At 31.9% G+C, this 13,797-nt stretch carries 14 protein-coding genes; 7 read left to right on the top strand and 7 right to left on the bottom strand.

The features are described 5' to 3' along the window. Nucleotides 1-53: 53 nt before the first annotated feature. Nucleotides 54-1,295, bottom strand: coding sequence for a DEAD/DEAH box helicase (locus ACW5R3_RS10800; protein ID WP_456577031.1), 1,242 nt, complete (start codon nt 1,293-1,295; stop codon nt 54-56). 179 nt (nt 1,296-1,474) lie between these two features. Here ACW5R3_RS10800 and ACW5R3_RS10795 point away from each other — a divergent pair, with 179 nt between their 5' ends. Continuing rightward, entirely contained in the window at nt 1,475-3,334 is a 1,860-nt protein-coding gene (locus ACW5R3_RS10795) for a B12-binding domain-containing radical SAM protein (RefSeq protein ID WP_456577030.1), read from the top strand. A gap of 28 nt (nt 3,335-3,362) precedes the next feature. On the opposite strand, the gene ACW5R3_RS10790 is transcribed toward ACW5R3_RS10795, so the two are convergent. Next, nucleotides 3,363-3,998, bottom strand: a complete 636-nt coding sequence (locus ACW5R3_RS10790; protein WP_456577029.1) for a hypothetical protein — start codon at nt 3,996-3,998, stop codon at nt 3,363-3,365. Between the two features lie 66 nt (nt 3,999-4,064). Further along, entirely contained in the window at nt 4,065-4,508 is a 444-nt protein-coding gene (locus ACW5R3_RS10785) for a BLUF domain-containing protein (protein ID WP_456577028.1), read from the bottom strand. Nucleotides 4,509-4,889: 381 nt separating this feature from the next. Between ACW5R3_RS10785 and ACW5R3_RS10780 the strand changes: the two genes are divergently transcribed. The 3 genes from ACW5R3_RS10780 to ACW5R3_RS10770 all read left to right on the top strand — a co-directional run bounded on the left by ACW5R3_RS10780 (nt 4,890) and on the right by ACW5R3_RS10770 (nt 6,942). Continuing rightward, on the top strand, nt 4,890-5,429 hold the full coding sequence (locus ACW5R3_RS10780) for a sigma-70 family RNA polymerase sigma factor (RefSeq protein ID WP_456577027.1): 540 nt from the start codon (nt 4,890-4,892) through the stop codon (nt 5,427-5,429). Between the two features lie 92 nt (nt 5,430-5,521). Next, nucleotides 5,522-6,187, top strand: a complete 666-nt coding sequence (locus ACW5R3_RS10775) for an outer membrane beta-barrel protein (RefSeq protein ID WP_456577026.1) — start codon at nt 5,522-5,524, stop codon at nt 6,185-6,187. 140 nt (nt 6,188-6,327) lie between these two features. Next, the gene (locus ACW5R3_RS10770) at nt 6,328-6,942 is read left to right on the top strand and encodes a DEAD/DEAH box helicase (RefSeq protein WP_456577025.1); all 615 of its coding nucleotides are present in this window, start codon (nt 6,328-6,330) and stop codon (nt 6,940-6,942) included. A 2-nt stretch (nt 6,943-6,944) separates the two neighbouring features. Here the strand turns inward: ACW5R3_RS10770 and ACW5R3_RS10765 are convergent, their stop codons facing one another. Beyond that, on the bottom strand, nt 6,945-7,340 hold the full coding sequence (locus ACW5R3_RS10765) for a hypothetical protein (RefSeq protein ID WP_456577024.1): 396 nt from the start codon (nt 7,338-7,340) through the stop codon (nt 6,945-6,947). A 117-nt stretch (nt 7,341-7,457) separates the two neighbouring features. On the opposite strand from ACW5R3_RS10765, the gene ACW5R3_RS10760 reads away from it, so the two are divergent. Then, nucleotides 7,458-7,901, top strand: coding sequence for an Lrp/AsnC family transcriptional regulator (locus tag ACW5R3_RS10760; protein ID WP_456577023.1), 444 nt, complete (start codon nt 7,458-7,460; stop codon nt 7,899-7,901). Here the strand turns inward: ACW5R3_RS10760 and ACW5R3_RS10755 are convergent. Next, nucleotides 7,893-8,999: an MFS transporter gene (locus ACW5R3_RS10755; protein ID WP_456577022.1), complete on the bottom strand. Its 1,107-nt coding sequence runs from the start codon at nt 8,997-8,999 to the stop codon at nt 7,893-7,895. The two genes, ACW5R3_RS10760 and ACW5R3_RS10755, sit on opposite strands and share 9 nt — an antisense overlap. Nucleotides 9,000-9,277: 278 nt before the next feature. Between ACW5R3_RS10755 and ACW5R3_RS10750 the strand changes: the two genes are divergently transcribed. Beyond that, the gene (locus tag ACW5R3_RS10750; protein ID WP_456577021.1) at nt 9,278-9,880 is read left to right on the top strand and encodes a DUF1684 domain-containing protein; all 603 of its coding nucleotides are present in this window, start codon (nt 9,278-9,280) and stop codon (nt 9,878-9,880) included. Between the two features lie 2 nt (nt 9,881-9,882). Here the strand turns inward: ACW5R3_RS10750 and crcB are convergent, their stop codons facing one another. Both crcB and ACW5R3_RS10740 read right to left on the bottom strand, forming a co-directional pair. Then, nucleotides 9,883-10,248 (bottom strand): fluoride efflux transporter CrcB, encoded by a 366-nt coding sequence (crcB, locus tag ACW5R3_RS10745; protein ID WP_456577020.1) that lies wholly within the window; start codon nt 10,246-10,248, stop codon nt 9,883-9,885. 6 nt (nt 10,249-10,254) lie between these two features. After that, on the bottom strand, nt 10,255-11,274 hold the full coding sequence (locus tag ACW5R3_RS10740) for a GyrI-like domain-containing protein (RefSeq protein WP_456577019.1): 1,020 nt from the start codon (nt 11,272-11,274) through the stop codon (nt 10,255-10,257). 88 nt (nt 11,275-11,362) lie between these two features. Between ACW5R3_RS10740 and ACW5R3_RS10735 the strand changes: the two genes are divergently transcribed. Then, a complete protein-coding gene (locus ACW5R3_RS10735) occupies nt 11,363-13,411 on the top strand; it encodes a dipeptidyl-peptidase 3 family protein (RefSeq protein WP_456577018.1) in 2,049 nt (682 codons plus the stop codon). Nucleotides 13,412-13,797 lie beyond the last annotated feature (386 nt).

Below are 13,797 nucleotides of genomic sequence, written 5' to 3'. Positions count from 1 at the left end.
CAATCTATAAAATGGAAGTTTAAATAACAAATATCTAATCATTTTCAAATCAATTAATACCAGCGTTTCTTTTTCTTTTTTGAGGCAGCACTTTTCCTACCTTTTTTATGTTTACTTGAACTGTTTTTAGATTTATGGTGAATAGCTTTTGCAGCAGGGTCTAAAGGGTAAGGGTGATTCTCTTCAACTGGTATGGCCACTTGTAGCAGCTGTTGTATGGTGGTAACATAATTTTTTTCATCAGCACTACAAAATGAATAAGCCATTCCTGAACTTCCAGCTCTTCCTGTACGACCAATACGATGTACGTAGGTTTCTGGAATATTTGGTAAATCGAAATTTATTACGGCATCTAACTCATTGATGTCTATCCCACGAGCAGCCACATCGGTTGCTATTAAGATGTTTACAGAGCCATTTTTAAATTTTTTCAAGGCTTCTTGTCTATCACTTTGATTTTTATCACCGTGAATAGTTTCTACTTTATAACCATTTTTAATTAAGGTAGACTCTAATTTATTTACGCCAAATTTAGTACGTCTGAAAATTAAAATATGTCCTGTAATTTCCTCACGGAGTAGGTGTAAGCACAATTCTATTTTATTAGGTTTAGGTACATAATATAATACTTGACCAATGTTTTTTGAAGCTGATGATGTTCTAGAAACCTCAATGCGTTCCGGAGATTTTAATATTGTATTTGCTAATTGCTCTACTTTATAAGGCATGGTAGCAGAAAAAAGAAGTACTTGCTTGTCTTCAGGACAAAGGTTTTCAATGTGTTTAACATCATCAATAAACCCCATATCTAGCATTAAGTCTGCTTCATCTAGCACTAGAACTTCAACAGCATCCAAATTTATAATACCTTGGTTTTCTAAATCAATTAGTCGGCCAGGTGTAGCAATTAAAATATCAACACCTTTTGTTAAAACATCAACTTGAGGTTTTTCAGATATACCACCAAAAATCACTGTAGTTCGTAAGTTAGTATGACGCCCATAGGCTTTAAAATTATTTCCTATTTGCAACGCTAATTCCCTTGTAGGGCTTACTATAAGGGCTTTAATTTTCTTTTCAACACGAACCGATTCTTGATTGTTGTGTAGTATTTGTAAAATTGGTAAAGCAAAAGCAGCTGTTTTACCAGTACCTGTTTGTGCTGAAGTAATAACATCTTTTTTAGCTAAAACCTGAGGTATTGTTTGTTGTTGAACAGCCGTTGGCTGCGAATAACCTTGCTCTTCAATTGCTTTTAAAAGTGGTTCAATAAGGAGTAAATCTTTAAATGCCATAATGATGTTTGTTTGCAGCAAAGATACATCAAAAGTTTGGTGTTATGATTTGAAGTTTTGCTGTCTGTTATTGTTATTCAAATTAAAACGAATATTGACAGCTAACGTTCAATAGATAATAAGCCATAAATTCATGTTTATTTATATGCATTTATTTTAAAGTGCTTTACCTTTGCCATATGCAATCAAAAATCCTTTTTATTACACCTCCGTTTACTCAATTAAATACAGCTTATCCTGCTACAGCTTATTTAAAAGGATTTTTAGAAAGCTATGGTGTTCTTGTTAGTCAGTACGATTTAAGTATAGAACTTTTTACAGCTATTTTTACTAAAGATTTTTTGAAAGCTGTTTTTGAAGAGGCTGAAGATCTAGAAGAGATGTCTTTTTCAGAGATGTATCATCTAAGAAAGCAGTATGTAAATCGTGTTGATCGGGTAGTATCATTTTTACAAAAAGAGAGTGTAGAAGCAGCTCATGAAATTTTAAAGCCTCATTTTTTACCTAAAGGACACCGTTTAGAAAAGGTGAATAAAACAATACAATGGGAAGAAGGCGAAGTTGGTATTATTGATAAAGCAAAACATTATGCAACGCTTTTTATTGAAGAAATAGGCGATTTTATTCAAACTAATATAGATGAGTTTTTTGCCTTTACTAAATACGCCGAACAAATAGCAACTTCAGCAAGTAGTTTTGATGAACTTGATTTGTTTATAAGCTACCAACCAACATTAATTGAGGAAAAAATGTTGGATATTTTAGTCGGTAAAATAACAATAGAAAAACCTGTTTTAGTTTGCTTTACCATACCGTTTCCTGGTAACTTATTTGCAGCTCTGCGCTGTGCTCAATTTATAAAACAGCTATTCCCAGATGTAAAAGTAGCTTTTGGAGGTGGTTATTGTAATACAGAATTACGTAGTTTAGAGGATACTAGAATTTTTGAATTTGTAGATTTTATTTCATTGGATGATGGAGAAGGTCCTTTGCTTAGTATTATAAATTTCTTAAATGGAACAAATGATATTACAACATTGGAACGCACCTTTATTCTTGAAAATAACAAGGTAGTTTATAAAAATAAATTACCTAACACCATATACCATCATAAAGATTTACCGGCACCATGCTATGCAGGTTTGCCTTATGATAAGTATGTGTCTTTTCTTGATGTAGTTAATCCTATGCATCGTATGTGGACAGATGCGAGATGGAATAAATTGACCATTTCACATGGTTGCTACTGGAAACAATGTTCTTTTTGCGATGTTAATCTAGATTATATTGGAAACTACCAAAATACTACGGCCGACAAATTAGTAGATAAAATTGAAAAAATAATTGAAGATACAGGTATAACTGGATTTCATTTTGTTGATGAAGCAGCACCACCAAAAATGTTAAGAGCTTTATCTAATAAATTATTGGAGAGAGAAGTTGAAATTACATGGTGGACCAATATCAGGTTTGAAAAAACTTTTAGTTTTGAACTGTGTGAGTTAATGGCTAAGTCTGGCTGTATAGCGGTAACAGGAGGATTGGAAGTTGCTTCCGATAGACTTTTACTGAAAATGAAAAAAGGCGTAGATATTGCTCAAGTAGCACGGGTTACAAATAATTTCTCTGTAAATAATATCATGGTTCATGCTTATTTAATGTATGGTTTCCCAACACAAACAGAGCAAGAAACTATAGATTCGTTAGAAATTGTAAGACAATTATTTGAAAGTAACTGTATACAATCGGCATTTTGGCATCAGTTTACAACAACCATACACAGTCCTATAGGTGAAAACCCGGAAGCTTTTGGTATTGAAATTACAGGTCCAGAGTTTAAAGGTTTTGCTCAAAACGATTTATATCATGAAGACCCTCAAGGCGCTAATCATACACTGTATACACAAGGTCTAAATTTAGCTTTACATAATTATTTAAATCGTGTAGGTTTTTCTAATTCCATGCAAACTTGGTTTGATTTTCCAGTTCCTGAAACACGTCACCATAAAGATTTAATTGAAAGTTTTCTAAATAATTAATATTAAAGAAACGGGTGTAATAAGTTTGTTAGTCGGTATTTTTATTAGAGTTACCTATAAATAATTTCATTAGATATCCAAAACCAAGTCCACCTATAAACCATATAGGAATACTTATAAGCACTCGTGAGAACGTAATTGGTTCTTTAAAAATTAGAGGAGAAAAGAAGGTCATAATTAGATACATAAAAAAGCCCCATGACAACCCTTGTTTAATCCAGCCATTTCCTGAATACGGGTTAGAAGGATTGGTTAAATCTAAATTTGTAAATCGATGAGGTTGTTTAATTAGCCAATTTTTCTTTAAACTGCTCCTAAACCAAAACCAGATTGGAGCCGTAATAACTAGAATTAAAAAAGAAAAAATATTTCTTAAACAGGGAATTATATTACTACAATTCGGACAATATAATCCAAACCAGTTTTTAAACGCCGTTTTATTATTTGTAGACCATGTTCGACCGTCGTGAATAATAGCACAGTGTGGACAAGGAATATAGGTGCTTTCGTGTTTTGGTTTGTTAGTAGACGTATCAATTAAAACAGTTTTTGGAATTCTTTGTCCTAAGAATAACTCATTAAAAAGAATGCCAGGATTTATAATCCAGTGCAAATACATGATATTCTTCCAAGTATAGACCTTATATTTTTTGTTAAACTTCATTTTAAAAATACGTAATAAATAATAGTTTCAAATATACTGAATATTAGATGATTACAAGACGTGTTTTTAAATAATCGAAGCTTGGTTTATACTGTTATTTCGGAGTAAATTACGCACTGTACTCCAAAAGCTTAATAAAGAAGCAGATGAGGTGTCTGAAAGTTCAGAAAGAAGCAATAAGTTGTTTACATATTGTTTAATATTTTCATTTTCAGGTTTGTGATAAGCCATACTCCAATTAGGGAAACAACGCGTTTGTGCTATGTTTTCCCATAGTACAGTTACAGAGTGATGCCGTCTGTCAGCTTTAATTTTTTTGTAAATTTCTTGTACCGTTTTTTTATCTCCTTCAAGAATTTGAACAAAACTTTTATTATGATAAATAAGGCAACCTGAAATGTTTTTAGTTGTATTTACGGCTATAGCAGTTTCTAAAATATTGTTTAAGGTAGCAATATCTATTTCTTTTTCTGTTTTTGAATAATAATTTAATTGATATAAGTTGTTCATGTTTAGTGTTTTATATCAAGGTGTATGGTGACTTGATTTGTGTGAGAAGTTAGTGAATTTTAATGAAATTAAAATTTATATTTTCTAAGAAGAACAAATAGTAAATTGAAGTAATTGATATGTTTCTTATTTTTTTCTGTTTTTATGCATCTTTTTTTAAACTACCACGTCTATTATATGAACTTAAATAAAACATATTATGAAAAATATAGAATGTAACTGCAATTGTGACGGTTGTAAAAGCGGAAATTGCAAACAATGTACTTGCCAGAACTGTACCTGCAGTACTTGTAACTGTTAAGGTCTGTGAAAATGACTAATAAACAGAACTTATTTAGTAAATTTATACTGAAACAGTTCTGTTTTTTTAATTAATACCTAATGACAACACAAGATATTTGGAATACCTATTCGGAAGATGTCAAACATTTTATTTTCAGTAAAGTAAAGAAGCCCGATATAGCTGACGATTTATTACAAGAAACGTTTATAAAAGTACATACTAAAAAGGACATGGTTGAAAGCCCGGAAAAATTAAAGGCTTGGGTGTTTTCAGTAGCGCGTTATACTGTTATGGATTATTTTAGAGCACAAAAAAAGTCTAAATCTCTTCCCGAAACAGAATTGGCTGCACCTGAAAGTGAACCAGAACATACTGAACATGACTGTTTGCAAGGCATAATTAAAAGTCTGCCCAAAAAGTATAGAGAGCCTTTATTCTTGTCAGATATAAAAGGCATTAAACAGGCAAAAATAGCTGAAACTTTAAATTTACCACTTCCTACTGTAAAATCGCAAATACAACGTGGTAGAAAATTAATAGCTCAAGGTTTTATTGATTGTTGTGATTTTACTCTTAATGATTCTGGATTTCTAGTTGGTGAAATTAAAGATAAAAAGGATTGTAAAATTTGTCATTAAGTACCTTTTTTTTAATGAAGAAGACTTTATATAAACGTTTCAAAAATATTTCCTCTTGATTTATATATATTTGCGTCCTTAAAAAATATATTATGAATAAAAATACTTTTAGTGCATATCCAAAATTCATTTTTGTGGTATGTTTTTTTATGCTTTTTGGAACTTCTAAATCGCTACAAGCACAAGCTATTGAAATCACACCGTCTTATGGATATCAATTTGGTGCTAAATTAAAATATGGTGGTAATTATATTAAGTTTGATGATAGTGATCAGTTTGGTGTTACAGTAGGTTATGAAACGTATAATGGATTAATGTTAGAGTTAAGCTATTTACACCATGGTACAGATCTTTTGATTAAAGATTTTTATATCAGTCCAATTGAAAGTCGTTTGGCTGATTTATCTGCCGATTGGATTTTGATAGGTGGTAACAGGTATTTTGGAAATAGCGATGTTATAAAACCTTTCTTTGGAGGTAATCTAGGATTAGTTATACTAGGAACTAGTAATGAAAACCGTGAATTAACAAATCGTTCGTATAGTGAAACAAAGTTTGCCTTTAGCTTTAAAGGTGGTGTTAATTTTATGTTTAACGAATATATTGGATTAAACCTACAAGCTAACTTAATGATGCCAGTTGAGTATGGTGGATTTTACGTTTATGGTGGTTCTGGTGGCGTTTCAACAGGCTCAGAAGTTTACAGTACCATTGCGCTTTTCGGATTTAGTAGTGGTTTAGTTTTTAGATTAGATTAACACTCACATAACAGAAAGAACATAATTAATATATAAAACCTCTTAGTTTATTATCTAAGAGGTTTTTTTATGAGTTAAAAATGCAAGTCGGATTAAAGTCGTAAGTTTGTTTTTTCTAATTCGAAAACATTAAAACCTTCATGTCTTTTAAAAAATTTCACCCACTACTTAAAGAAGCTTTACAGTCTTTAGATATATCGGAACCACTGCCATATCAAAAAATGCTTTTGCCTAAATTAAAAAGTGGTATGGATGTTTATGCCGAGGCTCCTGCAGGTTCTGGAAAAACAACAGCTTTAATTTTAATCACTATTCAAAAATTAAAAGCAATGGCGTTTGAGGATTCTCCTAGAGCGTTAATAATGGTAAAGGATAAAGATGCTGCGTTAGACTTAAAGGCTGATTTTGAGGCTTATACCAATGAAACGGATTTACGTATTTATTGTGCCTATGATTCTTATGATATAGAAAAGCAAAAAGAAGAAATATACTTTGGGACAGATATTTTAATTGTCACACCAAAGCGGTTAAATAAACTGTATTTTATAAATGGTATTCATTTGGGACAACTACAGTTATTTGCTATGGAAGATGCAGAACATCTCATGAGAAATAATTTTCAAAATGATGTTTTACGAGTAACAGACAGCATAAAAAAATGTCAATATGTAATTCTTTCTGAAAAATTATCGCCAAAACTACTCAGTCTACAACATAATTTAATGGGTAAAGCTGTTATTGTAAAGGGAAGTTAATACTATAAAGTTAGCGTCCATGTATGTTGTAATTGTTTGAATTTTTTTAATTCAGCACGTAGTAGCGGTAAATAATCTTTTCCGTTACTGTTACAGTTTTCCAGACGTTTTATATTTTTATTTAACAAGTAAGTAAGACGTTTAACCGAAGCAATATGTTTGTATTTTCGATCTGAATAACGCGCATTTTCTGCTTTAGCAATTTCAGGTACAAGAGAAACCGATTGTTGCACAATATCTCCCGAAAAATAAATATAAGCGTTTTCTGAACCATCAGCTTGTAAACCTGAAAGGTCTTGATGCAAATAGCTTGAAATACTTCTAGATAGGATCATAATATCCATTGCTTTTTGATACAAAGGCGAATGAAATAAGTTTGAGGATATGTGGGTAATCATGGTGTTATAGCAATTTTATCAAAAATAACGACAAGTTTTGATATCTAACTTTCGATATTAAGGTAAAAACGTATATTTGGTTTGTAATTTAATTTATTAATTTCAATTTACTTTAAAATGAGTATAGATACCCTTAATTGGAAAATATTAAAGTGTTTGCAAGAAAATGCACGATTATCAAACGCCGAAATAGGTAGACAAGTAGGGATTAGTTCGCCAGCAGTTTCCGAACGTATCAAGAAAATGGAAGATTCGGGTGTGATAAACCATTATTTTACAGCAGTTTCCCCATTTGAAGCAGGTTATCAATTAAAAGCATTAATTACAATTCGTGCGTTTATGGGGATGCTAAAACCGTTTTTAGAAAAAGTAAAAACGTATGATGAGGTTTTGAATTGCTACCGAATAACAGGTAATGAAAACATTGTAATGGAAGTGGTTTTAAAAAACCAAAAACATCTTGAGAATTTTATAGATCAACTTATTGTTTATGGAGAAACTAAAACTCAGATTGTCTTATCTCACGTGGTTAAAGATAATGCTGTGAAGCCGTTAAAATAAACGTTTTTTCATATACTGCTTTAGAAATAAAAGAAGCCCTAAGCAAAGAACGGAAATCAAAACCATAATATACCAAGTATTATCAAAACCAATAGCTTCAGCCATTTGCATACCTGCATTGTGACCAAATATATGTGAAATAGAAAAGGCAATACTGTATAAAGCCATGTATTCACCTTGGTTCCCTTTTTTAGCACGCTGCATAGCAAAAGCGTTTGAAAAAGGAAAGGCAATCATTTCTCCTAATGTCATGAATAGCATTCCAACTAACAAAATGCCAGACCAAGCTGTTAAGTTTAACACCACAAAACTCAAGCCTATTAATAAGGCCCCAAATATCATTAAGGTTATTTTACTATAAGGAGAACCTTCTAACCACTTTATAAGAGGCATTTCTAAAATAAAAATAAACGCACCATTCATACCTAATAAAATACCTATTTCTAATTCATCTAAGTGATGTACACTTTTAAAATATAATGGTATTGTAGAAAAGTATTGTAAGAATACAACTCCAAACAAAACCATAGCTAACAGAAATATTATAAATATCCGGTCTTTATATGCCGATTGTGGGTTGGTGTTTACAATTGTGTCTTGTGGTTTTGTTTTTTTAGGGTTTAGAACTTTAATAAGGACTAATGTGGCTACCATACATGAAATGCCATCTACCCAAAATAGACCGGAATAGCTCAATGTTGTAATAATAATCCCTCCAACAGCAGGTCCTGCCGAAAAACCAAGATTTATAGCTAATCGGATGAGTGTTACTGATCGGGTTTTATTTTCTGATTTGCTATAGGCACTAAGCGCAACAAACATAGCGGGCCGAAACATGTCTGCAACTACCATAACAAGAAATATACCTAAACATACACTTGTAAAGGTTTGTAACAATTGTAGAACTATAAATAGTATTCCTGTTAGTAGTAAACTCCTAACCATTACTTTATAATAGCCAATTTTATCTGTTAATTTCCCTCCTAACCAAGAGCCTATTACAGAACCTAATCCAAAAGCCGTCATTACCCAACCAACTTGCCCAATGCTTAATTTTAAATCTGTTGTAAGATATAGCGACAAAAAGGGTATTACCATTGTCCCCGCACGATTTATTAGAGTAATAAGTGCTAACCACCATATGTTTTTTCATCTTATAGGTGTAAAAACAAAAAAGTCCGACGCAAAGGTCGGACTTAAATGTATCGTGTTTTTTAAATTTAAAATCATACAAGTTTTGTCCAACTCATGGATAATGAGATGTAGTGTTTTCTACATAGTGTGACCTTTTTTAGTATCATTTTAGATTTAATTACATATCAAATCTAAACAAAATATGAATATGTTGTACTTTTGGGATTCATTTATATTAACCTATGAAAAGGATAGTTACTTTTATTTTACTTCTTACTCTAGTTGGTTGTTCTCAAAAAAAACACCCTTTGCTTGGAGAAACTGCTTGGCAACGTAAGCAGAATGCTGATTTTAAAGATGCCAGTAAATCACCTTTAAAAGCTAAAGATAGGAGAGACTTTAGAACGCTAGATTTCTTTCCAGTGGATTCAACCTATGTTGTTAAGGCTCATTTACAACGGACTCCAAATTCGGAATGGTTTTTAATGAAATCAACTACAGATGATGTTACAAACGAGCGTGTTTATGGTATTTTAAGTTTTAATCTAAAAGGTAAACGTTTTGAATTAGCCGTATATCAAGGTAGAGATTTAATGACGGAGGAAGGTTTTGAAGATTACTTATTTCTACCATTTTTAGATTATACCAATGGCGAAACAACTTATGGCGGGGGTCGTTATTTGGATTTAAGAATACCCGAAGGAGATAGTTTGATGATAGATTTTAATAGATCATACAGTCCTTATTGTGCTTATAATCCTAAGTTTTCATGTCCAATTGTACCGCGAAGAAATTATTTAGAAACTAAGATTGAAGCAGGTATAAAAGCTTTTAAAAAAAATTAGGTTTATTTTACTAAAAAAACACCGAGAAATACAGCTAAAAATCCAAGGGTAAAACTAGCAATTGTGTAAATAGCAAAACTAGTAAAATCGCCAGCTTTTAAAAACATATGATTTTCGTAGGCGAAGGTTGAAAATGTTGTGAAACCACCACAAAAACCTGTGGCTAACAATGCTAAATGGCTTTCAGTAAGCGTGTTGTTTTTACTAGCAATACCTAAGATTATACCTATAATAAGGCTTCCTATAATATTAGCTAAAAAAGTTCCGTAAGGAATTCCGGTATCTGTACTATTTAAGAATTTACCTATTATAAAACGGAGTGCACTACCCAAACCTCCGCCAATAAATACAAGAAAGACCTGTTTCATGATATATTAATTTATGGCTTGGTATAATTCTGTAATCCACTTTGCAGGATTAGCCTGAGTTGTAGGATCCGTTAAATATACCTCTAGCATAGGGCCTTGCTCTATAGTTTCTAAATTATATTGGTTAATGTATTGTCTGCTTTCGTTCCACGCTTCTTGTAAATTAGATGTATTGCCTTTTAGTGTTGTTTTTACAGCCTTAAAAGGTTCTAAGTGTCCGGTTAATATATCGCTTTGTGTTGTTATAACTTCGGTAGTCGTTGGAACACAATAAGAAAATAATACGGCATTGTTTGGTGTATCCCACTTATGATAACTAACAAATGGAGCACCTGCCATGGCTATGTTATTTTTTAAAGCGTAATCTTTAACACGTGGAAATAGTTTTTGAATGGTAGTTTGTAGTTCTGAAATTTTACTTGAAGTCGTACTATATATATAATAGCCACCGCCGTGGTGTGCAATGCCATCTACTTTTATATGGTATTCAGACATGACTTTTAATACTACTGTCTCTAAATTGTCTAAACTTTCCTCAAAATCAGGTCCAAAAATACTGTTTTGCCCTCCATTTAATAATGCATACCCTTTTTCATAAAAGGATAAGTTATTGGCTGATAATGTCCAAACTACTTCCGTTTCGGTAGCACTAATTTGATTGAATTCCCACAAACTATTAGCAGGTGAAAATTCATTTAATTGTATGTCTTGGTTTATAGTTTTAAAAGGAGTGGTGGCCTGTGTTTTTACAAGACCTGTTTTTTTATCACCTTCCCAACTTATTTCACCACCAACTCCAGCAGTCGAATCTTTTAAAGTGGTTATAATGCTTGGATTATTAGCTGTCCATGAAGTCCACGATTTCCAGCTCTCTAATTTCACAACTTGATTGTAAATAACCTCTGCAGGGGCATGAATTGTTTTGGTTCTAGTCATACTATAACCGTTTGGTTGTACTGCAATATATATCGATGCACCTATGATTAAAATGAGTAAAAGAAATAAAATATACTTAATTGTTTTCATGCTTGGTTGGGTTATAAATCAAAGATAAACAATTTTATGCGTTAATAATTAATGTTACATTTGTGAATACTAAAAAATATCAAATCAAATGAAATTAAAACTTATTATGGGGATGGCCTTAGTGGCGCCTTTTTTTTATTCATGTGAAAATAAAAAATCCGAACCTCAAGAAGAAATAGAAGTTACGGAAACAAAAAAAGAGGATACTGCTTTTAATTATAATGTAGAACAGTTTGCAGATATAAAAATACTTCGTTATCAAATTCCAGGGTGGGATAATTTAACGCTTAAGGAGCAAAAATTAGTTTACTATTTAGGGCAGGCTGGTTTAGCAGGACGTGATATAACGTGGGATCAAAATTATCGTCATAATTTAACTATCAGAAAAGCTTTAGAGTCTGTTTACACAAATTATAATGGCGATAAGTCATTGTCAGATTGGACAGCTTTTGAAACTTATTTAAAGCGTTTTTGGTTTAGTAATGGTATTCACCATCATTATTCAAATGACAAGATAAAACCAGGGTTTTCTAAAGCCTATTTAGAAAGTTTATTAACTGAAACGAATACCGAATTAAAAGGTGAAGCTTTAAATGTTCTTTTTAACGATAAGGACGCTAAAAAAGTTAACCAAGCCAAAGATGTGGATAATGTACTATTATCTGCTGTAAATTTTTATGGTCCAGATGTTACAATGGCAGAGGTTGAAGCATTTTATAAAACGAAAACATCTCCAAATACAGATAAACCATTGTCTTTTGGTTTAAACTCTAAGTTAGTAAAAGAAAATGGAGCGCTTGTAGAGCACGTGTACAAATCTGGTGGTTTGTATGGAGCGGCTATCGATCAAATTATATCATGGTTAGAAAAAGCACAAGCAGTAGCCGAAAATAAAGCACAAGCCGATGCAATATCCTTATTAATTGCATATTACAAAACAGGTGATTTGCAAACATGGGATGATTATAATGTAGCTTGGACAGCTGCAACCGAAGGTAATATTGATTATATAAATAGTTTTATTGAAGTATATAACGATCCATTAGGTTATACAGGAAGCTATGAAACGATAGTTCAAATTAAGGATTTTGATATGTCGGCTAAAATGTCTGTCTTATCAGAAAATGCACAATGGTTTGAAGATAATTCACCATTAATGGAAGCTCATAAAAAGAAAAACGTTGTAGGTGTAACTTATAAAGTAGTAAATGTAGCTTCCGAGGCTGGTGATGCTTCTCCAAGTACGCCAATAGGTGTTAATTTACCAAATGCAAACTGGATTCGTGCAGCTGTAGGGAGTAAGTCGGTTTCTTTAGGTAATATCATTAATTCGTATAACAATTCAGGTAGTACTGGACGTTTAAAAGAATTTGCTAATGATGAAACTGAAATACAATTAGAAGAAAAATACGGTCAAATAGCAGATAAATTGCATACTGCTTTACATGAAGTAATAGGGCATGCTTCAGGACAATTAAATCCGGGCGTTGGAGAAACGAAAGAAACACTTAAAAATTATGCGTCTACATTAGAAGAAGGCCGTGCAGATTTAGTTGGACTATATTACTTATACAATCCTAAATTACAAGAATTAGGTTTAGTTGATGATTGGGAAGCAGTTGGTAAAGCAGCTTACGATGGTTATATAAGAAATGGTTTAATGACTCAATTAGTGCGTTTAAACCTTGGTGATGACGTAGAAGAAGCGCATATGCGTAACAGACAGTGGGTGAGTGCTTGGGCTTTTGAAAAAGGTCAAGAAGCTAATGTTATTGAGAAAATAACAAGAGAGGGTAAAACGTATTTTAATATTACGGATTATGCAAAATTACATGATTTGTTTGGTCAATTATTACGTGAAACACAACGTATTAAATCTGAAGGTGACTTTGAAGCAGTTCAAAACCTAGTTGAAGGTTATGGTGTAAAAGTAGACCAAGCTATTCATGCCGAAGTTTTAGAAAGAAATGCTCAATTTAAATCGGCACCATATAATGGATTTGTAAACCCGGTGCTAGTTCCTGAAATGGATGAAAATGGTGAGATTATTAAAATTAACGTGACTCAACCAAATTCATTTCCTGAACAAATGTTAGAATACAGTTCAAATTATAACTTCCTTCCTGAAGTAAATTAAAAGAAATATAATTTGCATAAAAAAGCCTCAACTTAAAATGTTGAGGCTTTTTTTATAAAAGGGATTCTGAAAACAGAATCTTAAAATTCGATTATTGGAATAACCATTTTATGGAAACTATAAACAAGATAAAACAGATAAATGCTAATAAAACCCAGGCTGTTCCTTTGTAATGTTTCTTATGGAGAGCTAAATCTTTTTTATAGGTATAAATTAATACCAGCGTAAAAGTGATAGCGAATATAATCCCGAAAATTATTTGGTTTGTACTAAACATTAACTTTTATTTTTTTGCAAATTTAAGGAAAGTAACCCACTAATTAACTGTTACAAACTTTTATTATTTCTGTTTGATTTAAGTGAAAAACGCATATTATTTGTTAATT

The sequence above is a fragment of the Algorimicrobium bowmanii genome (assembly GCF_054031195.1).
Note: the sequence above shows the minus strand (reverse complement) of the source record. Positions and strands in the feature narration are given on the sequence as shown.